Here is a 23,262-nt window from a genome sequence, read left to right as displayed (position 1 = left end):
GGACTTAACGAAAAATCGTTAAGTCCTTTTTTAATATTTAAATCAGTCGTCTTCTCGCCAACTATGGTAAATATTGACTAAGCCATCCGTACTTTCGTTGCCTAAGCCAGCACCATTAACCATCCTATCGTATAATCGTTTAGCCAGCTCGGTCGCTGGCAAATTCAATTCCATTTCGTCAGCAACGTCTAAAGCAATTTTAAGATCCTTCAAAAAATGTTTAGCGTAAAAGCCGGGCCGATAATCTCCCTTTAGAACTCTGGGGCCATAATTTGCCAAACTCCAATTTTGACCACCACCGTTATCCACTGTCTTGATTACTTGCTCTAGATCAAGGTTGGCTGCTTTAGCATATACTAACATTTCGCTCATCCCAGTCATCGTTCCGGCAATCATAATTTGATTAGCCATTTTAGCGTTCTGTCCCGATCCAGCAGCACCAAAATAAGTAATTGATTGGCCAACCACTGAAAATACTGGTTGCATTTTTTGATACGTGGACTCTAAGCCCCCTACCATAACAGTAAGGGTAGCATTTTGGGCCCCTACATCGCCACCAGAAACCGGCGCGTCCAATACTTCCACTCCCCGTTTTTTACCTTCAACAAAAATCTGTTGGGCTAACTTGGGAGAACTAGTGGTCATATCAACTAACACCTGGCCTGCATGAACCCGCTTGAAAATTCCTTTACTACCAAAATAAACACCTTTGACGTCTTTAGGAAAGCCCACCATTGTAATCACCACGTCAGATTGACTGGCCACTTCAGCTGGTGAATTAGCCCAGGTAGCGCCAGCAGCTATTACGGCTTGAGCATGCTCCTTTGTGCGATTATATACCGTCACTGCAAAATCAGCTTTCAATAAATTTTTAATCATGGCGCTCCCCATGACTCCGGTTCCGATAAATCCAATTTTCATACTTAATCCTCCGCTTCTACCATTAACTTACGGATTATATTAACAGCCGGTTCTTCCTTAGTTACCATCCCAGCAACTTGACCTGCCATCAACGAGCCGGTGGTAACATCACCGTGAATGGCTCGTTGTAAACTACCGGTGGTCAGTTCAGCTAATTCTTCAGGCCAGGCATTGTCTGCTGCCATCTGAAAATATCGTTTAGTTAATCCATTAGCGATTCCCCGCACTGCATCTGCTCCACTACCCGTTACCACCGTAGCAGTATCACTGGCCTCGATAACAGCTCGTTTGTATTCTGGTGAAATCGGGGTTTCCTTAGCCACTAAAAACGCCGTTCCAATCTGAACTCCTTGGGCTCCTAACGCTTGAACCGCTTTAACTCCACGATGATCAGCAATCCCTCCTGCAGCCACCACCGGAATATTCACGACCGTTGCTACTTGAGGTACCAAACTCATAGTAGTTAATTGGCCAATATGGCCTCCGGACTCCATTCCTTCAGCAATTACGGCATCTACCCCTAGCTTCTCCATTTTTTGTGCAATTTTAACGTTGGGAATCACCGCCAGGGTTTTAATTCCGGCCTGCTTTAAAGCAGGGATAAATTTTTTAGGCGTCCCGGCACTGGTAATTACCACCGGTACTTTTTGATCAATTACCGTATTAACTAGTGATTCTACGTTGGCATCTAGTAAAGTTAAATTAACCGCAAACGGATTATTAGTTAACTCTCTTACCCGCTGAATTTGTAGCGTGAGTTGTTTAGAATTCAAGCCAGTAGAGCTTAAAGTACCTAAACCACCAGCTTCGCTAACTGCTGCTACCAAAGGATAAGTTGAAATATGAGCTAGTGATCCTTGTATCAACGGATACTGAGTGCCCAATAAACTAGTAATTGGATTCATGATATGCCCCTCTTTTTGTCTTTTTCCAAAGTGTAATCGTTTTATTAAAAGGAAACAAGTGGCTTAATATCATAAAAAAGACGATCTTGTCAGATCGTCTTTTTCTTTACTATATTATTTAACGTCAACAGAAGCACCATAAATCCAGCCAACTAGTTTGCCGTTGTAATATGCTCGATAGTATGGAGTCTTCCAGCCATACTTAACCCCAGCAGCGTTAACTGTCAAAGTTTTACCAGCATAGGCAGAACCATTATGGGTCTTTTTAACAGTGTACTTACTGTTAGTAATGTGATTGTAGAAGTTAGAAGTTGGGTTAGCCTTTACTTTTACTTTCAAGCTAGGAGAAGTATAAGTAATCTTAGCGGCTAAAGCCTTATCGTAGATCCAACCAATCTTCTTACCCTTATAGTATGCTCGGTAGTAAGAATGAGAAGAACCAGATTTTATGGTTCCTTGGGAATCAACAGTAATGTTCTTGCCAGCATAAGCCGAACCATTGTGTAACTTCTTGTAGCTATAACGTCCTTCATTAGGAATATGGTTAAAGAAGTTATGTCCTGGATTATTTTTAACGGTAAACTGGCTATCGATATTAACGTAATTAAAGTTAGAACTTGGCTTAGTAGTAGAATTGCTGTTGTTTGAACCAGTGGAATCATCTGGATCGGTACTACCAGTATTATCGGTATCGCCACTATTATCTGAACCAGTATTACTATCAGAACCAGTGCTTGCTCCACTTAAGAACCAAGAACTATCCTTACTAGTTGAAACACTAGCATCTACTGATTGACCCAAAGAACTCATGTAGTATGAGTCCGTGTATTGCCACAACACGTGGCTAGCAGTAGTTGGTTCACTAGTTTGGTAAGCAGCTAACCAAAAACCGTCATAGTCTTTAACAGCCTTACTTGCATATGATTGCATAAAACTAGCGTAAGAATAAAGTAATACTTTTCGTGAACCAGCTAACGGCTTAATTGTGTTGTACCAATTAGTAGCTGCGGTATTAGTGTTGCCACTAGAAGTTTGGTCTTCGTAATCATTAACGTAAAATTCAGCATCCGGAGCTCGATTATACAAATCTCTAGCTTCAGTCTTAGCATCGCTAGCAGAACTATATTGACTAAATGAATATACCCCATAAGGCACACCATATTTTTGCATCAATGCTACGTTGTGATTGAAGGTCTTATCCTTGTAATCACTACCGTATTGAACTCGTAAAATAACAAATGGCACTTGATCCTTTAATTTTTTTACTTGGGCATCCGTAAAACTACCTTGCCATTCAGATAAATCAGGCACTGAATTGGAGCGACTAATGGAAACCCGTGACTTTGCAAACGCGTTGTACTGTTGCACTGGGTAACTAGATCCCATTGTTCCGGCAGGTTTTTCGCTTAACGTAGTATCGGCACTTGCCGTTGCTCCGCCAGCCATCAACATTCCACCGACTAACCCTAATCCTAATAATGCCTTACCTAATCTCGTTGTCATAACTGTATCCCTCTATTTTCCAAGCTTAAGCTAAATTAGCTGGTCGTGAATAACCAACTTTGTTCCACCATGGAGCGTTAACTTTTTCAATTACCACACCATTGTTTTGAGAATCAATCATATTGCCATTACCGATGTAGATTCCAACGTGGCTGATGCTTCTCTTGCTAGCACCAAAGTATACCAAATCGCCCTTTTGGACTTTAGAACTGGAAACCTTACTGGTACTATTGTACTGAGCTTGGGCAGTTCGAGCAAGGTTCTTTTTAATTGACTTTTTATATACATATTGAGTATAACCGGAACAATCGAATCCATAAGGAGTAGTCCCACCATAAATGTAGCGGGTTCCTAGGTATTTCTTGGCAGTGGCATACACATTAGCAAACGTTTTAGTGCTCTTAGCTTTTAAATAGCCACTCCAAATCCAACCATTAACGGTTTTCTTACTATTAGTAACGTAGTAAAAAGTTCCGGTCGTATTTTTAGAAGTAGTAACTTTCATTGACTTAGTTACATACCAAGTTGTGTTAGGGTAATTTTTTAAATAGTGGGTTTTCTTTCCCCAGTTAAATGTTTTATTAGCAGTATTAATATTATAAGTCCAACCAGTGGCCGACTTTCTAACGTAAGCTTTTTTGGTCACCGACTTCAAATTAGAAATAGTATTGGTGCCGGCAGCGTGTGCTGTTGATGTGGAAGTTACGTTTGCTCCAATCGTCATTGCTGAAACTGCGACGCCCACGATGGCTAATTTACTTATGTAATTTTTCAAAACATATCCTCCGAACTGATTTCTCTAATCTACAGTGAACATTGTACTGTGCAATTGCTACAGGAACCGAACGGAAAAATTTCAAACAGGTAAAGAAATATTACAACGTTTTAACCCTTATTTTTCTGAAAATACCGGTAAACTGGCTTTAATCGCATTTATTTTGTGACAATTGTTAAAAAATAATAGAATTTTGTAACTCGCAACATAACCATTTAGCCACAACACAATAACTAATAACGTTGTCCAAATAAAAAAGATGGTTAGCTACAGTAACCATCTTTAACCAATTAGTGCCATCCCGTCCTTACGGTAAGCAACTAACACTACTATTAAGTTAATCAGAACTAAAATACAAGTCATTAAAAAGACAAACCGGTAATCTAAAATCCCTGCCACTGCAGAAGCCAGCAATGGTCCCACCACGGAACCCATGGCTTGAGCTGATTGATTATAACTAAAAATCCGACTAATGGCATCTGGTGGAGTGTTTAGCATCGTTACCGTTTGGGTTACCGGCATTAATGCCGCATCAGCAATTCCAATTATGAATCGCAAAATCCCCAACACAACTACTGAAGTGGTGAGAAACATTGGGAAAAACATCGCAGCAGATAGAATCAAACCGCCTACTAATACTTTTCTAGGCCCAATTCGATCACCCAAAGCTCCCAGTCGTGAAGCCGTCGCCAATGTGGCGATTCCAGGCAATGCCGCAATAACCCCACTAACCCAGGCAATGTTACCAGTTCCGTGCATTAATTCCCTAACAAACAAACTCAAAATCGGGTTAATAGAATTGGTAGCAGCTTGAATTAACATGGAAGAAATAATCATTGCCCAAACAATCCACAAATTCTTGATTCCGGCAAACGCGCTTTGCTTAGCTTGTTGACTATCCTTTTCAATCGGAGTGAAGTCTTCTTTCACTCCAAAATAAGTTGCTAACGCTGCCAAGAACATTAATCCACCGAAAACGTAAAATGGAATTCGATAGCCCCAAATACCGGCAATAAAGCCGCCAAAAATGGGACCGACTAATTGCCCCCCCACACTTCCCGTGGTCAAGGTCCCCATCGTCTTGCCGCTTTGTTTTTGAGGAACTTCACTAGCAATCAAAGCAAAAGCGTTATTAATATATCCGGAAAACATCCCTTGAATAAACCGCAAACTAATCAACATCCACACACTAGTGGAAAAACCAGTTAACGTGGCGGTAATTGTCATCCCAATACTAGCTCGCAATAACATCGGCTTGCGACCAGTACGATCGGCTAACTTACCCCATAGCGGTGAGGCAATTGCTTGACTTAAATAGGTAGCAGCGTAACCTAATCCAGCATACAATGTTAATTCCCACTTAGGAAAATTTCCCATAGTGGCAATGAATAGTGGTAAAAACGGTAGGCTCATGCTAGAACCAGCTCCGGTAGCAAAATTACCAATCCACAATGCGTAGACGTTTTTTTGCCACTGGGGTTGCTCTTTATAATTCAATAATTTCAAAATTTATGCACTTCCCATTTTTTATTAACTATTTTAGTATTCACCCCCGCTAAAACTACGTCAAGACAGAATTGCAAACTATTTTCATCTGATTACAGTTCACTGTATACTATGACTTAGTAAGTGTATTCGAAAGGAGAAAACCATGACTGCCACTTTTTTTGTGTTAATTATACTATTAGGTGTAGTCGCAGCTAATGTAGTTAGTAACCATATCAAATGGCTACCACTACCCATGCTCTATATTCTTGGTGGCCTGTTACTATCGATAATTCCGTTTTATCGCCATTTTTTATTTAATCCAGAATTATTCATGTTCCTAGTGGTTACCCCTTTACTGTATAACGACGCTCAAAATGCTTCTCGTTACTGGATCGGCAGGGGGGCTGTTAACATTTTGTCACTATCGATCCTGTTAGTGGTTACCACCGTTTTAGTAGTTGGCGGCTTAATTAATTGGCTATTTCCAATTGTGCCGTTAGCCTTAGCATTTACCTTAGGTGCAATTGTTACCCCTACCGACGCTTCAGCTGTTAGTGCGTTTGCTAAGCCTAATCCTAAGTTTCAGATTCCGTTTATTATTTTACAAAATGAATCGTTATTCAACGATGCTACTGGATTTGTTGCCTTTAGCTTAGCCCTCAGTGCATTCTTGCAGGGACAATTCGCTTGGAGCCACGCCATCGCCTTATTTTTAGTTGAGTTTGTAGGAGGATTGGTATTAGGCTCTCTAATCGGTGTTTTATTTCATCGTTTACGACTATGGTTGATCTCATTAGCTGATGATAGTCCTTTAATCATGATCGTTTTGGAACTAACAGTACCATTTTTGGTCTACTACTTAGCTGAAGAATTAGATCTTTCAGGAATCTTAGCGGTCGTTGCTGCTGGATTGGTTCAGGGAGTAGAAAACGATAATCTTCGTTTTGTTTCTGCTCGAATGCAATTGGTGAAAACTAACGTGTGGGAAGTCTTAGAAAACGCCCTAACCGGCATTATTTTCATTTTGTTAGGGTTGTCCTTACCCACTATTACCCTTGCTATTTACGCTCAACACAAGAATCTCTTAGGTTTGTTGGTATTAATTGGAATAAGTTTATACATTTTTAAGTTCATTATTCGTTTAGTTTGGACTCGCTACCTAGTCTGGATGCATTTGAAGAGTCCTCATCGCTGGCAAGATAGTTGGTTGATGGCCGTCAGCGGTGCTAGTGGAACCATCTCGCTCTCATTGGCTTTTTCCATTCCAGACAATCTTCATTCCTATATTAATCGCAATTCATTAATATTTATTATTGCCGTTATCATTTTAATTAGCTTAACCGTTGCAGCAGTTTTTGTCCCAATTATCACTAAAGCAGATCCAGCCGATAACGCTAAAGCTCATAAGCATCAATGGTTGCGTGAAATGATCATGGTGGCCTTGAACAAAGTAAAGCAACAATCCTCAGATCATCCTGCTGAAAGTCAAATTGTAGTTGACGCTCTTAGCCAGCAGCTACATCAACATGGCCATACTAATAAACGATATTTGCGTCAATTGTATCAATTGGCCTACCATGCTGAGTTAACCGCCGTACAGGAATTAGAACAAGATAATAAAATCACTGCAACCGAGTCCCATTACTACCAAGAATTCATTTCAATGAGTCTTTACACGGTAAACAATAACCAATTAAAAAACTTTTGGTTGCGAGTCAGATTTGGAATGCATACTGGTCGGATGTCACAAAACCTACAAGCCACTCAAAATATGTTCTTAACTTCACCATTAATCGCAGAACAATACTACTGGAAGCATACATTTGATAAGCATGGAGAAGACTTTGCTAAAATCGAAAATATCGGCTACAACGCCGCAGAACATGCATTAAGAAATGCCCGTCGGCAGCACAAGGACACTGTCGAACTGCACCTAGTACGTCGCTTTTACTTACAACGTCACCGCCGAATCAACTACGGCGAGCCGGATCCAACCATTCTATATCAAACTTTTCTATTAGCTTTTCATAGTGAATACGAATTCATGCAGCAAGCCATAAGTGACCAGAAACTCTCCGTCGCTGATGCCCAAATTTTACAAGAACACATTGTTTACGATGAAATGGCCTACTTACAAAATAACGATGCTTTTACACCTCAATAATAAAGAGGAGTGAGTTTAAAAGTCCCTAACTTCTAAGCTCACTCCTCTTTTTATCTGGGTTTAGTTACCGCCACCCAGGTTCCCTGACTATACTTAGCTAATTCAGCCACTGTTAGTTCAATTGTGCTATCTGGACTTCCTGCTGCCGGATAGACCGTTTCGTATTGATTCAATGATTCGTCTAGATAAATTGAGATACCGGGATTAATTGCAAAAGGACACACTCCTCCCGGTTCGTGTCCCACTATGGTAGCCACTTCAGCAAACGGCACCATAGAGGCTTTTTGGTGAAATTGGGCCTTGTAGGCCTGATTGTTAATTTTATAATCACCGGCCATAACTACTAACACCACGCCTTCTTTTTGTTGAAAAGCCATGGTTTTAGCAATTTGCCCTGGCGAACAACCAATTACCGTTGCCGCATGTTCTACTGTATCACTAGCCTGATCGTGAACTACAATTCTACCTGCCAATCCTTGTTCTGCAAAATACTGTTTAACCGCCTCTAAACTCACCAACATCACCGCCTTCAATTTGCCCTCATTATAAACCGGTAACTCAAATTAACAACCATATTTTGAATTGCCGGCATTCAATGCTACAATATAAGCTACAAAACTTTCGAACTGGAGATGAAACCATGACTGATAATCGGCCAATTGGGGTATTTGATTCTGGAATCGGGGGGCTTTCAACTCTAAAAACTATGGCAACTATCTTGCCTAACGAGTCATTCATTTTTTTAGGGGATTCTAAAAACGCCCCTTATGGTGACAAGGAAAAAGACCAGATCCTCCAATTTTCTCGCAATAATGTGGAATTCTTATTGAACAAGGGTGTTAAAGCCATTGTAATTGCTTGTAACACGGCCACCAGTGCTGCTAAAACTGAATTAATGGCTGAATATAATGTTCCTATCATTGGCATTGAACCAGCCCTAAAACCAGCTGTGGAAGCTGGCAACCAAGATATCTTAGTGTTAGGGACCGCTTTAACTATGAAACTAACTAAGTTTCAGGCTCAATATCATCGCTTTGAAGATCAAACTCAAATTGATCTTAAGCCACTACCCGGGCTAGTTGATATTATTGAAACTGGGGTAGTTAGTGGTCCAGCTATTAAAGACTTTTTAGCTGATAACCTCAGTGAATTTAACGCCAACCAAATTGACGGCGTGGTCTTAGGCTGCACTCACTACCCATTTGTCCGTAACAGCATTCAAGAATTTTTCCCTAATGCCAACTTTTACGATGGTTTCTTAGGGGTAACCAAGATGCTCAAGCACAAACTCAACGAAGGCAACCTTAACACCGATAACCAGGAAAAAGGCCAAATTAGTTTTTACAGTACGGAAGATACCCCAGAAGAAATTGACCGTTACCAAAAACTATTTAACCAATACCAAGTCAGTGATGCGGATTTGCCAACCACCGGAACACTAGAATAATCATCCACAAAACTACAGTCAGTAAGATGACCATGATAGCTTTCAAAAAAAGGATTAACACAATTAAGTGTTAATCCTTTTTTGAGTTTAAAATAATTTCCCAATTCCGTAGTGAATAATAATAGTAATAATTCCCACCAAGATATTTCGAATAACGGCAACTTTGACGTTGCCTTTTCCTAGCTTAGCACTTAAATAACCAGTTAACGCCACGGAAACGCAGACTGCTAAAATAGTTCCCGGCCATTTAATGGCATCCGGCAATAATGTAATCGCAGCTAACGGAAAAATTCCTCCGGCCGCTGCGGAAAACAGTGATGCAAAAGCTGCATCCCACGGATTCATATAATGACCTAGTTTAATGTCGTACTTAACATCCACGATCGTTTCTAACGGCTTTTTAGCCATTAAATCTTGTGCAATTGCCAACGCCGTAGCTGGAGTCACTCCCTTAGCTATGTAATATTGCTGAACTACTTTGACTTCATCTTCAAAATTAGTTTGTAATAGCTGCTCTTCCTTAGCCACCGCTGCTTTTTCAGTATCTTTTTGGGTACTTACAGAAGCATATTCTCCGGAAGCCATTGAAAACGCACAGGCGAGTAAATCAGATAATCCAGCAATAAAAATAGTAAAACTATTAGTCGTCGCTGCCGCAACACTGAATAAAACGCCAACTACGGTTAGAATACCGTCATTGGAGCCGAGGACCCCGGCTCTTAACGCGTTTAATTTTTCATCCATCGTCATTTTATTCTTAGCCGGTTTGGTAGCTTGGGATGATTTATGAGTTTCAACTTGCATATTTTTCCCTCCTAGGCAAATAACGTCCCGATATAGTAAGTCACAATCATGGTAAGCAATCCTGCCACCACGTTCCGTAAAATGCCTCGTTTCCAATCGGACTTACCTAAGATGGCGGCAAAATAGCCGGTAACTGCTAACGCCAAAGTAACGGCAATAATAGTCGCGGTAACCCTGATGTCCTTAGGAAAGAGCCAAATAGCTAGTAAAGGTAAAACCGAACCGGTTGGAAATGAAATCATGGAAGCAATGGCGGCATCATAAGGACTGGTGAATTCATTAGCATCAAATCCATATCGTTCCCGGACTACTGCAGTTAATGGATCTTTGGCTAGCATTTCCTTAGTGGCTTGATGAGCCAGAGCTGGTGCCATACCAGTATCACTGTACTTGGTTTCTACAAATTCAAATTCCTGTTGGTAGTTATCTTTTAATGCCTGTTTTTCATTTTCTACCGCCTGTTTTTGAGCATCTTTTTGGGTATTAACTGAAACGTATTCCCCCATGGCCATGGATACTGTCCCCGCTAACATGCCAGCCAACCCGGAAATTAAAATTGCAAAGCTATTAGTGGTAGCACCAGCCACCCCAACAACGATTCCGGCTACTGATAAAATACCGTCATTCGCCCCCATAACGCTGGCCCGCAAAATATTAACTTTTTGAGCAAGTGATAGTTTTTTCTTCAAAATGTCATCTCCGTATGTAAATTAGAATCATTATTAACAAATTCTGATTCTACGCTATTTTGAATAAAAACGCAACTTACCAAGGATTGATAAGGAAGCTGAGCCTACTTTACTGGCCGTCTAATTCATTAATCCGCTGTAAGAAATTGGCAACTACCTGGAGATCCGCGGCAGAAAAATCGCTTAAAGCCTTTTTCATTTTTTGCTGGTTAATTCGATGAAACTCAATATGAAGTTCAGCTAACTCAGTTCCGCTAGTGGTTAATTGCAAATAAGTGTTCTTTAAATTATCACCTTGATGATATTTAGCAACTAATCCCAGCTTTACAAACTTATTTACCATTTTCGAAACGGTCCCCTGCCTTACATTAGTAAATTGCGTCAAATCACTTAGTCGACTTTCAGGATACTGTTCAATAATGGTAATTAAATCCAAATCAGTAATTTTTAACTTAGTAATTAAGTCCCTTACGGCTGATGAACTGTGCTGTTTGAACCATTCATTAGTTTGGGGATCAATTTCTCGATTACGAAACGTAGTCAATTCACTATTAATTTGATTGGCTAATGTATCCAAAGTTTCATTATTAATGTTTTTCATTTTATATTCCTCCGAATATATTTGACTTTTCTTTTACTATGTATATAATATTCCACGGAATATAAAAATGCAAACGAGGTAGTTAATTATGAAAACAGTAATCGTCTTTGATCATCCCTATACTTTAAGCGCTGGATTTAATCAGCCCCACCACCGTAGTTACGGCGCCGCTATCACTCAAGAATGCCTTCAAGTCCTTCAACAACGAAATGAAGAGGTCGACGTAATCGATTTACACGCAGACCACTTTAACCCGGTTATGAGTGCAACCGAACTAACTAATTGGCGAACCAAACAAATTGTCGATCCCGTTGCAGAGGACTATTATCAACGGCTAGCTCAAGCCGACCAAATTATTTTTATCTTTCCTATCTGGTGGGAAGTAATGCCAACCATGACCAAGGGTTTTTTAGACAAAGTCCTCAGTAAAAGCCACTACCAATCTAGTCGCCCCCATATCTTACCTAAGAAATCCAGAGTTGTTACCTTTACTGTCTCTGGTACCCCCACTTTCCTTTATAAACTGGTCTTTGGTAATCCCGTCAGCAAAGCCTTAAAACGTGGAACCTTTAACAAACTAGGGTTATTCAATTATCACTGGAACAATTTCAATCCAGAAAATCGATCTGAAACTCAACGTCAAGCCGATCTTAAGAAGGTATCTAAATATTTAATTTAAAAATATTATTTACCCCACTAAATAATATAGGGCGTGACTCAACTTTTTTATGATTTTTGTAATTTGTTATTGAATAATAAGTACCCTGTCATTATAATTAACCTGTAAGCGCTTATATTTTTTTCATAAACATATTGATTTGTCCCTTGAGACGGAAAGAAGGATTGTTTTTATGAGTGAACGCAGTTACGATTTCTTGATGCCCAGTGTGAATTTCTTTGGGCCTGGAGTCATTGAAAAAATTGGTGACAGAGCCAAAATGCTGGGAATGAAAAAACCAGTCATCGTTACCGATAAATTTTTGGAAGGCCTAAAGGACGGAGCAGCTCAACAAACCTTAGCATCTTTAGATGCTGCCGGAGTAGATTACGTTATTTATAACGGTGTTGAACCTAACCCTAAAGTACGCAACATTAAAGAAGTTAAGAAACTTTATGAAGAGTCAGGTGCCGACTCAATTATTACTGTCGGTGGTGGTTCTGCTCACGATACTGGTAAGGGTGCCGGCATTATTTTAACTAATGGCGATGATATCACCGAATTAGCCGGAATCGAAACTTTAAACAATCCCCTTCCTCCACTAATCGCTGTTAATACTACTGCCGGGACTGGTTCAGAACTAACCCGACACGCAGTAATCACTAACGAAGAAACCCACTTAAAATTCGTAGTTGTTTCTTGGCGTAACATTCCACTAGTTTCATTTAATGATCCAACCTTAATGTTAGATGTACCCGCATCTTTAACTGCCGCAACCGGGATGGACGCGTTTGTTCAAGCCATTGAACCTTACGTTTCTGTTGATCACAACCCCATTACAGATTCTCAATGTATTGAAGCTATTAAGTTAATTGAAGGTTCTTTACGAGAAGCTGTTGCAAATGGTCACAATCTCGAAGCTAGAACCGCAATGGTAGAAGCTGAAATGCTAGCCGGAATGGCATTTAACAACGCCAACCTAGGTTATGTTCATGCCATGGCTCACCAACTCGGCGGGCAATACGATGCCCCTCATGGTGTCTGCTGTGCTTTACTTCTCCCTTACGTAGAACAATACAATTTGATTGCTGATCCACAACGATTTGCGGAATTAGCAGAATTCATGGGCGAAAATACTGACGGTCTTTCAACCAGAGATGCCGCTGAATTATCCATTAAAGCCATGAAGCAAATGTCAGAAGACGTTGGTATTCCAAAATCCATCAAGGAAATTGGTGCTAAGCCAGAAGACTTCCGGATGATGGCTGAAAATGCCTTAAAAGACGGCAACGCCTTCTCTAACCCTCGCAAGGGAACTGTTGACGACCTCGTTAAAATTTTCCAAGCAGCATACGATGCAGAATAGCAATAATAAAAAGGAATGCCACTGGCATTCCTTTTTATTATTTTTTTGCTTCCGGTAAAGTTAATTGGGCCTTGTTATTATAAAAACCTTTATACGACCAATATACCGCCAAAAATGATCCTAAACTAGTGGCGGCTAGCAACATGAAAGTTACCATGATTTGGTATTTAATGGCATAGACTGGATTGACTCCGGCAAAAATCATCCCACTCATCATCCCAGGAAGTGCCACAATCCCCATCGTTTTGGTGGCATCTACCGTTGGCTGCATTCCAGTTTTAATGCTTTCTCTAATGATATGCATGGAAGACTGTTTTACCGTTCCCCCTAATGATAGCTTTTCCAGAACTTGCTGGCGTTCATCATGGAAATTAGAGTTAAGGTTACGATAACACAAACCAATTGCCACCATGGATTGAGAAGCCATCATCCCGGTGATTGGAATCATTTGAGCCGGAATGAATCTCAGTGCGTGAGTTAACACCATCGTCCCCACGGCTACCGTAGTACTGATAAAAATTGCACCGACTGAAATCCAAAAAGTGTGCGGGATTCCCTGGCTGCGCTTCATTGCATTATACCCAGCATTGAAAATGATAATCAGCATTAGGACAACCGTTAAAATAATACTGTCGACCTTGATTACATAACGCAGTAAGTAACCTACCAAGAATAACTGAATAACGGCTCTGATCACCCCAATGACCATATCACGGTCAATTCCCAACCGTTCACGATAACCAATAAAAAGAGCGACTAAAACTAAGCCGGCAGCCATTGCCAATGATGTATTTGAAATCGCTAAATTATTCACGGTTTTCATCCCCCTTAAGTTGACCATTTTCAATGGTAATTAACCGTTTAGCACTATCCATTTCCTCTTGATCATGGGTAATAATCAACATCGTAATTTTGTCGTCTTGATTGAACCGCTGCATCATCTGGTGAACAATATGTTTATTGGTTTCATCCAACCCAGCGGTAACTTCGTCTAAAATTAAAATCCGCGGAGGAAACATCACGTTTCTAAGTAAAGCAACTCGTTGTCGTTCCCCCCCAGACAGTTCCGTAATTTGTTTATCCAAATAGTTAGCAGCTAAATCTACTGATTGCAGAGCATTTTGAGCGTGTTGTTCATCAAAAGCTTGGTTACGAATGTCATACGGAAACTTCAAATTATCCCGCACCGTATCGCCAAACAGCGTTGGCTGTTGAAAACAGTATGACACTTCTCGCCGGTATTCAATCGGATCATAACTATCAATACTTTTACCGTTGTATGTAATCTCACCGGCAGTTCTAGATTGCAACGTAGCAATGATTCGCACCAACGTTGATTTACCACTCCCAGAAGGTCCCGAGATGGTCACCACTTCTTGGTCGGCCACCGTAAAATTAATGTCATTTAAAATTTGCCGATTGTCCGCTTGAAAGCCAACGTGCTCCACTTCTAAAATGTTCATTCCCTTGTCTCCCTCTTTAGAATCATTCCAATAATTATGTACTATCATTGTACGCTAATTTGGCATGGTGGTGAAGTAATGACCCCTAAATAAATCAGCCATCTTGCAGTAGCCGTTCAGCTATGCTAAAATCAAGCCAATCAGAAAAAAACGAGAAAAGCGGACAAGTAAGTTACTAAAGTTTTGAAGCGAGTTAGGAAGAGTGCGAGCCTAATAAAATTTGGTAACCGAATAACACCCTTTTAGTTGCCGTCTGAACTCCTTAGTAGGACGCGCCGTCACCGCAACGTTATCAAGCGGAACGTATGTTAGTACGTTTAAGCTGGTCCGGGCAGTAACGGACAATTTGGGTGGTACCGCGGAAGTCTTTCGTCCCTATCAAGGGAGGAAAGGCTTTTTTATTTTCTCAACTATCGAGAGGAGAACCATTATGGATATTACAGTTAAACAATTATTCAGCGACCAACACTTTGCTGAAGACGAACAAATCACCTTACACGGTTGGGTTAAAACCGTTCGGGGCTCTAAACGAGTTGGCTTCATCGAATTAAGCGATGGTAGCTGCTTCAAGCGTGCCCAAATCGTTATGCAAAGTGACTTACCTAACTACGAGGAACTCACTAAATTGCCAATTAGCTCTACGATTGGCGTTACTGGGACCGTTGTTTACACTCCAGAAGCTAAACAACCCTTAGAAATTCACGCTGAATCCATCGAATTAGAAGGTCATTCTGACAACGATTACCCACTTCAAAAGAAGAAGCACACTTACGAATACTTACGGACAATGGCCCACTTACGTCCCCGGACTAACACATTCTACGCTGTTTTCCGGATCCGTTCCTTAGCTGCTTTCGCTATTCACCAATATCTTCAATCAGAAGATTTCGTTTACGTAAACACCCCAATTATCACTAGTAGTGATGCTGAAGGGGCTGGCGAAATGTTCCGGGTAACCACCTTGGACATGGAAAACTTGCCACGCACCGAAGACGGAAAGGTCGATGACCACGAAGACTTCTTCAAGAAGGAAACTAATTTGACAGTTAGTGGCCAATTGGCTGTAGAACCATTCGCGTTGGCGTTCAAGAACGTTTATACTTTCGGCCCTACCTTTAGAGCTGAAAATTCTCACACTTCTCGGCACGCTGCGGAATTTTGGATGATCGAACCCGAAATGGCATTTGCTGACTTAAAAGACGTTATCGTAGAAGCCGAAGGACTCTTGAAGTACGTAGTTAGCTACCTCTTCGATCACGCTATGGATGAACTACAATTCTTAAACGATAACGTTGACGAACACTTAATCGAACGTTTGACTAAGACTCGCGAAGAACCATTTGCTCAAATCACTTACACCGAAGCTATCGACCTTTTGCAAAAGGCCGATGTTGACTTCGAAGTACCAGTTTATTGGGGGCTAGATCTTGAAAGTGAACACGAACGTTACCTTTCAGAACAAGTCTTTAAGAAACCAGTTTTCTTAACTGACTACCCTAAAGACATCAAGGCTTTCTACATGAGAGTTAACGATGATGATAAGACCGTTGCTGCTGTGGACCTTTTAGTTCCTGAAATTGGGGAATTAATCGGTGGTAGTCAACGGGAAGAACGGGAAGACGTCCTCGCTGCCAAGATTAAGGAACTAGATATGCCAATGGAAGAATACCAATGGTACCTTGATTTACGGAAATACGGGGAAACAGAACATTCCGGATTTGGTATTGGCTTTGAACGCCTCTTGATGTACGTAACTGGGATGGAAAACATCCGAGACGTGATCCCTTACCCAAGAACACCGGGGAATGCGGAATTCTAAAAATAGAGTACTAAGGAACTCGGGAACTAACGAGTTGCTAACCTAAAAATGACAGGTAGTTTGGCAATAGCCACTACCTGTTTTTTTGTAGTTAGGTGAGTTAGTTGGGTTCCGAAGCCGTTTTACAGAGTAATAAGGAGCTAAAATGAATTTGAATTATAAGTGATTTATTTATGAGCTTTTCGTGAACCCTTAATTTAGATTTATGTTATTCTTAATTTATTCAATAAGAGGGGGGATTTATATGATTGAATCATACAAACGTTTCTGGAGTAATCTAGGAAACTTTTCTGGAACTGCAAACCGGCCAGATTACTGGTGGCCAATGATCCTTAATTATATTTTAGCTATTGTTGTTGTTATTATTGCCGACTTAATTACCGGACACTCCATTGATAGTGACATTATGACCTGGAGTCAAATTACCACTAACTTGGTTGTCCAAATTGTATTTATTATTGTCTGGTTTGGAACCCTTTCAGTAAAGTTCCGCCGGTTGCATGATACCGACCACTCTGGTTGGTGGATTTTAATTTCGATCATTCCAATTATCGGGACCATCTGGTTCTTTATCTTAATGGTACTACCATCTAAGCCAAACCGTTGGAGCGATAACTACGTAGCAGAAGACTAAGAATAAAAAAAGTTTTGACAATAATGTCAAAACTTTTTTTCATTCAAATAAATGTTCGTATTCCTCAGCAAAGTAGCTGTCCTTTATCCAAACCAGCGTAAGTTCATGTTGCAATTGTAGGTCCTGTAATGGTAACTTAGCTAATAGGCCAGCATCAATTTCACTTTGAACTAATGACTGATACATAAAGCTGATCCCGGCGTTTTGTAACAATAACTCCCTAATTGCCGTCGGACTATCTACCGTTACTACCTGGCTAAAGTCAGTCAACTCAATATTTAACGAGCCCGCAAAATTTTTAAAAATATCGCGCGTTCCTGAACCAGGTTCTCTTAATAATAAGGATTGAGCTTGTAATTCCGGAACGGTCAAATTAGTTTGATTAACCAATTCATTGGCTACTGAGGCCACTCCAATAAATGGTTCCTGCCGAATTACTTGGTAATCGTAATTATCCTTATCAAAATTACCTTCAATCAGTGCAAACTGACTAGTTCCATCATCCAATTTTTTTAAAGCTGATTCAGTGTTTGCAGTTTGACAATCAATTCTAGTGTAGCCCAACTTTTGAAGCTTTAAAATCAATTGGGGAACTAAAAAATCACTCACTGATAAGGTAGCTGCAAACGAAATTTCCCGTTCTACGTTGGGGGTTCTTAATTGCTGCATTACCTGTTGTGATTGTACTTCAATCGTGGAAATAAATTGGGCTAGTTTTTGACCTTCAACCGTAATTTGCAGATGAGGTCGATGGTATCGTACTAATGGCACCCCAATTTCGCGCTCTAAGCTCTTGATTTGTTGAGTCACTGCTGGTTGACTAATATATAAGTGTTCAGCAGTAACGGTATAGGAACCGGTCTGAACCAACGTCAAAAAAGTATGGTAACGATGATCAAGCATGGTGGCCCTCCATTTTAGATAAGTTATTTTTATTAATGAATAACAATTAATAATTTTATTTTATGCAACAAAACTAGTAAAATCAATAGGTAATGTTTTTTTAGAGAGGAATGTATTCATGAAGGCAATTATCGAAACAATGTCCACCCGCAGCTTCTGGGTCGCAGCGATTTTCACTTTGATCTGTGCGGTAGCGGGGTCTTTCTTAGCCACTTTACCATATTTGGCAGTGGTTGGTTCATTAGTTATTTCATTATTGTTGGGAATGGTCTTTCAAGTTTGGCGTACCGGGGTTAACGCTGCTGAAAGTGGAATCGGCTTTATTTCCAACAAATTTTTACGGCTCGGAATTATTTTATTAGGGTTCAAGTTGAACTTGATTGACTTGGCAGCTGCCGGAGTCAAAACCATTACTTTAGCTATTTTTGTAGTTACCGGGACAATTATTTTAACCTACTGGATTGCTCGGAAAATGGGGGTAGATCCTGCCCTTTCTATCTTAACTGCCAGTGGGACTGGAATTTGTGGGGCCGCTGCGGTGATGGGAATTTCACCTCAAATTACGGTTTCCAAATCTGAAAGTCAAAAAAAGCACGAAGACGAAGTATTGGCTGTAGCCATCGTTGCCATTATGGGAACGGTCTTCACCTTGCTTGAAATTGGTTTGAAGCCAATTTTACACATGACTCCTACTCAATTTGGGGTTATGACCGGTGGTTCGCTTCACGAAATCGCCCACGCTGTTGCTGCTGGTGGTGCTGGTGGTCCAGTTAGTTTGGACACTGCCATTATCACTAAGCTTTCTCGAGTTTTGATGTTAGCCCCAGCTGCCTTTATCATTGGAGCATGGTGGCAACGTCAAGCTAAAAAACACGGCGTTCAATCTGAAACCAACGGTAAGTTACCAATTCCTTGGTTCATGGCCGGTTTTATTTTAGCTAGTGTGATTGGGACTTTCGTTCCCCTTGGCGCAACTGTTTTAACTTGGTTGGTTAAACTAGCCTACATCTTCTTAGGAATGGCCATGGCTGCCTTAGGAATGAGTGTTAATTTCCGAGTAATTGCTAATCGAGGTGCTAAACCATTTACCGCCTCAGCAATTGCTTCTACCATCCTATTAATTTTTGTAGCGGTAGTAAGTAAGTTATTCTTCTAATATTTACTTCATCGATTTATTGCGGGTAAGATGAATATAAATAAGAAACCTCCTAATTCGGATCAATTCCAATTAGGGGGTTTTTGTTTTACACTAATAACAATAAGTTAGGAGTGAGGATTGTGGAAACATACCTATCAACAGACCAAGTTAAACTGGCACGACAATTAGTGACCGATAATGATAATTTAGAGGGGCTGGTCATTAGTGCCGGCAGTTTAGATCCTAAGCTGGTATTAGTAGCTGAAGCCCCGGGCGCTAAGGAAATCGAAACTGGCCTACCGTTTATGGGCCCCAGCGGTCAAGAACTTAATAAGTGGTTAGACTATCTAGGTATTAAGCGTACTGAAGTCTACTTTGCTAAAACCGTATTTGGTAGACCCTTCAAGCTTAAAGCCGAGCGTAAGAGTGACCGAAAGCCCACCAATGCAGAGTTAAAAGCCTTTGCTCCGTTATTGGATGCCGAGCTCACTCATTTTACTGATCGCTTAATTGTCCCGGTCGGTGGCACCGCCCTATCTCGGTTGTTAGGAAAACAAGCAACCATTACCAACCTCCATGGTCAGTTAATCACCGCGCCCGTCCAACGATTAGATCCCGTTACTAACAAATACGAATTAACTCAACAAACTTATCAATTATTTCCGCTGTTTCATCCTTCATACGTTCGTCGGTTTCCTAGCAAACGTAATTTAGCCTATCAGGATTTAGATATCCTCAAGCAATTACTTAATCCATAGGATAAATTTCTTGGGCAATTTGTTTTACCGAGTCATACACCAGTTCTAGGATTTCCCTGTTCATGTGCTTGCTGTTTAAAAAGTATAGCGAACGCTTGAAGTGCGGATTTAGTTCAGTATACGGATAATCTGACGGCAACACACTTTTAGAAATAATGGTTTCGCCTACGCCACTAGCAACTAGTTCCATGATTAAATCATTACGGTTCAACATGATAGTGTGTTCTGGTTTGATATCATACTCGTTAAAGAAAAGTTCTGTGTAGTGTTCAATTCCCGATCCCGGTTCTCGAATTAGCCAGGTGCCAGTGGGTTCGCCGATCCGGACCAACTGGTCAGTTGCTAGTTCCCTTCTAACCACCAAGTCAGTATCAGTGAGCATGGACTTTTCAATTAAGCCCACGTCTAAGCGTTTATTATCAATTAAGCCCAGAATACTTTCGGAATTATCCACGGTAATATTCCAATCGTAACTGGGATTTTTTTGTTGGGCGCTTTTTAAAAACCGGGGAGCAATCGTTACTGCTAGTGTTTGTGAAAATCCCATTCTGACTAAGTGGCGTTCGTTATCGCCTACGTACCGAATTTCATCTTCGGTATCACGCCATAGTTCGCGCATCCTAATTGCTTGGTGGTACAAAATTTTTCCGGCTTCGGTGGGGACAATTTCCTGCCGGTACTTTCTGACAAATAATTGGACTCCTAACTTCTTTTCTAGTTGCTCAATTCTAACCGATACGGTCGGTTGGGTTACAAAGAGCTCTTTGGCGGCAATTGAAAAGCTCCGACTTTCGTAAACACTGATAAACGTTTCCAAGTAATCATTCATGGCCCTTACCCCTTTTTAGCAAATTTACTATTAAATATTTTTATTATAACAATAAAAATGATTGTTTTGACTTATTATAGTAATCTTTCTAAAATAAAAACCGTAAAGAAAAACATTTAAAAAAGGAGCTTACTATCTATGTTGGAAATCTTAAAAAAAGTTCCCATGGCCATTTGTGGTTTAATCTTGGGGATCGCCTCACTAGGTAACTTGTTTGTAAACGAAAATCTAGCTTCTATCGGTAACATCTGGGGAGTCATTGCCATGATTTTAATGGCTATCGTAATCTTAAAATTAGCCCTAGCCGGCGGTTCAGTTTGGCAAGAACTAACTAACCCGATGTCAGCAGCTACTATGCCTACTTTTACCATGGCCTTGATGGTCATCGCTACTTTCTGGGGGCGCTGGGGGTTTCATACCTTTGGCTTAATCTTATGGTGTGTAGCGATTGCCATTCACCTATTTATCACTGGAACTTTTATTTACCTTCATTTGATCAAGCCAGAAGTTGGAATTGAACATGTTTACCCAAGCTGGTTTGTAACTTTTGTGGGGATTGGCGTAGTACCAGTTACTGCCAGTCAATTCATCCCATTACTAGGTCGCATCCTTTTGTACGTAGCGCTCGTATTTTACGTTATTTTATTGCCAATCGTTTTATGGCGGTTGTACAAGTACAAGGAAATGCCGGAAGGCGCCTTACCACTTATCACCATTACTGCCGCTCCAGCTTCCCTGTGCTTAACTGGTTACCTATTCTCATTTGCTCAGTTTAATGTTCTTTTTGCCTCAGCACTGGGAATCTTGGCTCAGTTACTTTACTTCACCACTATTTTGACCATGTTACGAATTTACGTTTCTTCTCGACATTCCCTACTACACTTCTTCCCTAGTTTTGCAGCATTCACTTTCCCAATGGTAATTTCTTCTACCGGATTATTCTTGCTAATGACTCGCCTACCTCAAACCAGTTTTACTATTGCGGGAACTTGGTTGGCATACATCGAACAAGGCTTCTCCGTAGTAGTGATCTTGTTTGTATTAGTCCAATACGCTCGTTTTCTTAGAATTACGATTACGGAACATGTGCACACTAGTAACGTGGGTAACAAAGAAGTAAGTAATTATTAAAAATATACAAGTCAAAGTCGGTATTAGAATTAGTTCTAACACCGGCTTTTTCTTTTTATTCTCACCAACAATTCCTAATCATATTATCCCCAGAAAATTTATGGTACATTAAACATATAAATAATCTAGTTAGGAGTAGTCTCATGCATAACAACGTATATTCTATTTCACCAGCCGTTTACTGGTTGTGGATAATCCCGGTTGCTTGCTTTGCTATTTTTGCATTGCGATACCGGCACAACAAAGTGAAGCTAGTTGACGGTGTTTGGTTTAATCTCTTCTTCTTTTCATTTTTAATCTGCTTAGGCTTTAGTATTATTGGTACCCAAAACGCACTTCTAATTAATACTGCCATGTACATAGCTTTAGCCATTATAGTGATTATCATTCTTACTTTTATGCTCCAAGCCTTTTTCTTTATTTGGAACGGTATCATAATGTGGCGCAGAGAAAGTCATACTCTAGCTAATACTTTGACTCTGATTATTGGGATTGTGCTCTTATTAGAACCCATTGTCATCCGATTACTTCAACCGTTTTTACCCAAAGTCATTAACGTCTTTTTCACCAATCTTGGGGATTCAGTTCTCTTCTATATATTCGTTTGGGCCTATAATTTCCTTACCGTTTCGTTACTGTACCAATTTAACCGACCTAAACCGGATCAAGATTACATCATCGTTTTAGGTGCCGGCTTAATGAACGGGGACCAGGTTACCCCTTTATTAGCAGCCCGGATTAATCGGGGCTTAGCCTTTTATCAGCAACAATTAGCCCAAACGGGGAAAAAAGCCATTTTGATTTTTTCTGGTGGCCAGGGGCCTGGTGAAACTACTTCAGAAGGTCAAGCCATGTTACAATACGCGTTACAACAGGGTCTACCTGCGGAACAAGGGATCGCTGAAACTAAGTCCGCTAACACCTACGAAAATATGCGTAACTCTAAGGAAATCATTGAGCAACGTCCAGGAACTCACAATACCATCTTTGTTAGCAACAATTACCACACCTACCGGGCTGCTAGGATGGCCCGCCAAGTAGGCCTTAACGCTGATGGTATCGGGGCCAAAACTTCCCTCTTCTTCATTCCTGCCGCCCTCATTCGAGAATACGTAGCCATCTTTTTAAAATACAAAAAGTGGCACATCTTTTTCTTCATCCTTGCTCTTCTTTCAGCTTCAGCGGCAGCTTATTTTAGTACCCGCTAAGTCAAATTCCACTGCTTTTAGTCCATTAAGCGCTATACTAATGTTGTAAAAAATAAGG

At 40.6% G+C, this 23,262-nt stretch carries 23 protein-coding genes and 1 other annotated feature; of the genes, 10 read left to right on the top strand and 13 right to left on the bottom strand.

Translation table 11 applies throughout. The annotated features are described in order from the left end of the window. Nucleotides 1-42: 42 nt before the first annotated feature. The 5 genes from FC56_RS02620 to FC56_RS02600 form a co-directional block, all read right to left on the bottom strand. Complete coding sequence (locus FC56_RS02620) at nucleotides 43-921, bottom strand: NAD(P)-dependent oxidoreductase (RefSeq protein WP_056977889.1); 879 nt, start codon at nucleotides 919-921, stop codon at nucleotides 43-45. Between the two features lie 2 nt (nucleotides 922-923). Next, nucleotides 924-1,826, bottom strand: a complete 903-nt coding sequence (locus FC56_RS02615; RefSeq protein WP_056977887.1) for a nitronate monooxygenase — start codon at nucleotides 1,824-1,826, stop codon at nucleotides 924-926. Nucleotides 1,827-1,940: 114 nt separating this feature from the next. Beyond that, entirely contained in the window at nucleotides 1,941-3,329 is a 1,389-nt protein-coding gene (locus tag FC56_RS02610) for a GH25 family lysozyme (protein ID WP_056977885.1), read from the bottom strand. A 25-nt stretch (nucleotides 3,330-3,354) separates the two neighbouring features. Further along, complete coding sequence (locus FC56_RS02605; protein WP_056977883.1) at nucleotides 3,355-4,104, bottom strand: C40 family peptidase; 750 nt, start codon at nucleotides 4,102-4,104, stop codon at nucleotides 3,355-3,357. A 282-nt stretch (nucleotides 4,105-4,386) separates the two neighbouring features. Then, nucleotides 4,387-5,601 (bottom strand): MFS transporter, encoded by a 1,215-nt coding sequence (locus FC56_RS02600; protein WP_056977940.1) that lies wholly within the window; start codon nucleotides 5,599-5,601, stop codon nucleotides 4,387-4,389. A gap of 154 nt (nucleotides 5,602-5,755) precedes the next feature. Between FC56_RS02600 and FC56_RS02595 the strand changes: the two genes are divergently transcribed. Next, the gene (locus FC56_RS02595) at nucleotides 5,756-7,756 is read left to right on the top strand and encodes a cation:proton antiporter (protein ID WP_056977880.1); all 2,001 of its coding nucleotides are present in this window, start codon (nucleotides 5,756-5,758) and stop codon (nucleotides 7,754-7,756) included. Nucleotides 7,757-7,806: 50 nt separating this feature from the next. Here FC56_RS02595 and FC56_RS02590 read toward each other — a convergent pair whose 3' ends face one another. Next, complete coding sequence (locus FC56_RS02590) at nucleotides 7,807-8,271, bottom strand: YbaK/EbsC family protein (protein ID WP_056977937.1); 465 nt, start codon at nucleotides 8,269-8,271, stop codon at nucleotides 7,807-7,809. 125 nt (nucleotides 8,272-8,396) lie between these two features. On the opposite strand from FC56_RS02590, the gene murI reads away from it, so the two are divergent. Next, the gene (gene murI, locus FC56_RS02585; RefSeq protein ID WP_056977878.1) at nucleotides 8,397-9,203 is read left to right on the top strand and encodes a glutamate racemase; all 807 of its coding nucleotides are present in this window, start codon (nucleotides 8,397-8,399) and stop codon (nucleotides 9,201-9,203) included. 87 nt (nucleotides 9,204-9,290) lie between these two features. Here the strand turns inward: murI and FC56_RS02580 are convergent, their stop codons facing one another. The 3 genes from FC56_RS02580 to FC56_RS02570 form a co-directional block, all read right to left on the bottom strand. After that, the gene (locus FC56_RS02580) at nucleotides 9,291-10,007 is read right to left on the bottom strand and encodes a VIT1/CCC1 transporter family protein (RefSeq protein ID WP_056977876.1); all 717 of its coding nucleotides are present in this window, start codon (nucleotides 10,005-10,007) and stop codon (nucleotides 9,291-9,293) included. A gap of 11 nt (nucleotides 10,008-10,018) precedes the next feature. Next, nucleotides 10,019-10,696 carry a VIT1/CCC1 transporter family protein gene (locus tag FC56_RS02575; RefSeq protein WP_056977874.1) on the bottom strand — a complete coding sequence of 226 codons (678 nt, stop codon included), beginning with the start codon at nucleotides 10,694-10,696 and terminating at the stop codon, nucleotides 10,019-10,021. Between the two features lie 109 nt (nucleotides 10,697-10,805). Then, complete coding sequence (locus FC56_RS02570) at nucleotides 10,806-11,297, bottom strand: MarR family winged helix-turn-helix transcriptional regulator (protein ID WP_056977873.1); 492 nt, start codon at nucleotides 11,295-11,297, stop codon at nucleotides 10,806-10,808. Nucleotides 11,298-11,385: 88 nt separating this feature from the next. Between FC56_RS02570 and FC56_RS02565 the strand changes: the two genes are divergently transcribed. Then, nucleotides 11,386-11,976 carry an NAD(P)H-dependent oxidoreductase gene (locus tag FC56_RS02565; protein ID WP_056977869.1) on the top strand — a complete coding sequence of 197 codons (591 nt, stop codon included), beginning with the start codon at nucleotides 11,386-11,388 and terminating at the stop codon, nucleotides 11,974-11,976. 172 nt (nucleotides 11,977-12,148) lie between these two features. Then, complete coding sequence (locus tag FC56_RS02560) at nucleotides 12,149-13,321, top strand: iron-containing alcohol dehydrogenase (RefSeq protein WP_056977867.1); 1,173 nt, start codon at nucleotides 12,149-12,151, stop codon at nucleotides 13,319-13,321. A 37-nt stretch (nucleotides 13,322-13,358) separates the two neighbouring features. Here FC56_RS02560 and FC56_RS02555 read toward each other — a convergent pair whose 3' ends face one another. After that, a complete protein-coding gene (locus FC56_RS02555; RefSeq protein ID WP_235803850.1) occupies nucleotides 13,359-14,099 on the bottom strand; it encodes an ABC transporter permease in 741 nt (246 codons plus the stop codon). Nucleotides 14,100-14,127: 28 nt separating this feature from the next. Further along, nucleotides 14,128-14,784 (bottom strand): ABC transporter ATP-binding protein, encoded by a 657-nt coding sequence (locus FC56_RS02550; RefSeq protein ID WP_056977863.1) that lies wholly within the window; start codon nucleotides 14,782-14,784, stop codon nucleotides 14,128-14,130. Nucleotides 14,785-14,928: 144 nt separating this feature from the next. After that, nucleotides 14,929-15,164, top strand: a binding site (T-box leader). Between the two features lie 50 nt (nucleotides 15,165-15,214). Here FC56_RS02550 and asnS point away from each other — a divergent pair. Beyond that, a complete protein-coding gene (gene asnS / locus FC56_RS02545; protein WP_147649663.1) occupies nucleotides 15,215-16,603 on the top strand; it encodes an asparagine--tRNA ligase in 1,389 nt (462 codons plus the stop codon). 244 nt (nucleotides 16,604-16,847) lie between these two features. Then, a complete protein-coding gene (locus FC56_RS02540; protein WP_054671661.1) occupies nucleotides 16,848-17,237 on the top strand; it encodes a DUF805 domain-containing protein in 390 nt (129 codons plus the stop codon). A 39-nt stretch (nucleotides 17,238-17,276) separates the two neighbouring features. On the opposite strand, the gene FC56_RS02535 is transcribed toward FC56_RS02540, so the two are convergent. Further along, a complete protein-coding gene (locus FC56_RS02535; protein ID WP_056977861.1) occupies nucleotides 17,277-18,140 on the bottom strand; it encodes a LysR family transcriptional regulator in 864 nt (287 codons plus the stop codon). 118 nt (nucleotides 18,141-18,258) lie between these two features. Here FC56_RS02535 and FC56_RS02530 point away from each other — a divergent pair, with 118 nt between their 5' ends. Both FC56_RS02530 and FC56_RS02525 read left to right on the top strand, forming a co-directional pair. Next, nucleotides 18,259-19,296: a YeiH family protein gene (locus FC56_RS02530; RefSeq protein ID WP_147649661.1), complete on the top strand. Its 1,038-nt coding sequence runs from the start codon at nucleotides 18,259-18,261 to the stop codon at nucleotides 19,294-19,296. A 122-nt stretch (nucleotides 19,297-19,418) separates the two neighbouring features. After that, entirely contained in the window at nucleotides 19,419-20,036 is a 618-nt protein-coding gene (locus tag FC56_RS02525) for a uracil-DNA glycosylase (RefSeq protein ID WP_056977859.1), read from the top strand. Here FC56_RS02525 and FC56_RS02520 read toward each other — a convergent pair. After that, the gene (locus tag FC56_RS02520; protein WP_056977857.1) at nucleotides 20,026-20,865 is read right to left on the bottom strand and encodes a LysR family transcriptional regulator; all 840 of its coding nucleotides are present in this window, start codon (nucleotides 20,863-20,865) and stop codon (nucleotides 20,026-20,028) included. The genes FC56_RS02525 and FC56_RS02520 overlap by 11 nt on opposite strands. Nucleotides 20,866-21,003: 138 nt before the next feature. Here FC56_RS02520 and FC56_RS02515 point away from each other — a divergent pair, with 138 nt between their 5' ends. Beyond that, the gene (locus FC56_RS02515; RefSeq protein ID WP_056977856.1) at nucleotides 21,004-21,996 is read left to right on the top strand and encodes a TDT family transporter; all 993 of its coding nucleotides are present in this window, start codon (nucleotides 21,004-21,006) and stop codon (nucleotides 21,994-21,996) included. A 143-nt stretch (nucleotides 21,997-22,139) separates the two neighbouring features. Continuing rightward, the gene (locus FC56_RS02510; protein WP_056977854.1) at nucleotides 22,140-23,204 is read left to right on the top strand and encodes a YdcF family protein; all 1,065 of its coding nucleotides are present in this window, start codon (nucleotides 22,140-22,142) and stop codon (nucleotides 23,202-23,204) included. Nucleotides 23,205-23,262 lie beyond the last annotated feature (58 nt).

Source organism: Lentilactobacillus senioris DSM 24302 = JCM 17472 (genome assembly GCF_001436555.1).
GTDB classification, from domain to species: Bacteria; Bacillota; Bacilli; order Lactobacillales; family Lactobacillaceae; genus Lentilactobacillus; species Lentilactobacillus senioris.
The sequence above is the reverse complement of the archived record's forward strand: the minus strand, read 5'-3'. Positions and strand labels throughout refer to the sequence as shown.

Coding starts and splice junctions, on each gene's coding strand:
- FC56_RS02570 (WP_056977873.1), bottom strand. CDS start 11,297: ATGAAAAACATTAATAATGAAACTTTGGATACATTAGCCAATCAAATT.
- asnS (WP_147649663.1), top strand. CDS start 15,215: ATGGATATTACAGTTAAACAATTATTCAGCGACCAACACTTTGCTGAA.
- murI (WP_056977878.1), top strand. CDS start 8,397: ATGACTGATAATCGGCCAATTGGGGTATTTGATTCTGGAATCGGGGGG.
- FC56_RS02540 (WP_054671661.1), top strand. CDS start 16,848: ATGATTGAATCATACAAACGTTTCTGGAGTAATCTAGGAAACTTTTCT.
- FC56_RS02560 (WP_056977867.1), top strand. CDS start 12,149: ATGAGTGAACGCAGTTACGATTTCTTGATGCCCAGTGTGAATTTCTTT.
- FC56_RS02615 (WP_056977887.1), bottom strand. CDS start 1,826: ATGAATCCAATTACTAGTTTATTGGGCACTCAGTATCCGTTGATACAA.
- FC56_RS02530 (WP_147649661.1), top strand. CDS start 18,259: ATGAAGGCAATTATCGAAACAATGTCCACCCGCAGCTTCTGGGTCGCA.
- FC56_RS02515 (WP_056977856.1), top strand. CDS start 21,004: ATGTTGGAAATCTTAAAAAAAGTTCCCATGGCCATTTGTGGTTTAATC.
- FC56_RS02510 (WP_056977854.1), top strand. CDS start 22,140: ATGCATAACAACGTATATTCTATTTCACCAGCCGTTTACTGGTTGTGG.
- FC56_RS02580 (WP_056977876.1), bottom strand. CDS start 10,007: ATGCAAGTTGAAACTCATAAATCATCCCAAGCTACCAAACCGGCTAAG.
- FC56_RS02620 (WP_056977889.1), bottom strand. CDS start 921: ATGAAAATTGGATTTATCGGAACCGGAGTCATGGGGAGCGCCATGATT.
- FC56_RS02555 (WP_235803850.1), bottom strand. CDS start 14,099: ATGGCTGCCGGCTTAGTTTTAGTCGCTCTTTTTATTGGTTATCGTGAA.
- FC56_RS02550 (WP_056977863.1), bottom strand. CDS start 14,784: ATGAACATTTTAGAAGTGGAGCACGTTGGCTTTCAAGCGGACAATCGG.
- FC56_RS02565 (WP_056977869.1), top strand. CDS start 11,386: ATGAAAACAGTAATCGTCTTTGATCATCCCTATACTTTAAGCGCTGGA.
- FC56_RS02535 (WP_056977861.1), bottom strand. CDS start 18,140: ATGCTTGATCATCGTTACCATACTTTTTTGACGTTGGTTCAGACCGGT.
- FC56_RS02520 (WP_056977857.1), bottom strand. CDS start 20,865: ATGAATGATTACTTGGAAACGTTTATCAGTGTTTACGAAAGTCGGAGC.
- FC56_RS02610 (WP_056977885.1), bottom strand. CDS start 3,329: ATGACAACGAGATTAGGTAAGGCATTATTAGGATTAGGGTTAGTCGGT.
- FC56_RS02595 (WP_056977880.1), top strand. CDS start 5,756: ATGACTGCCACTTTTTTTGTGTTAATTATACTATTAGGTGTAGTCGCA.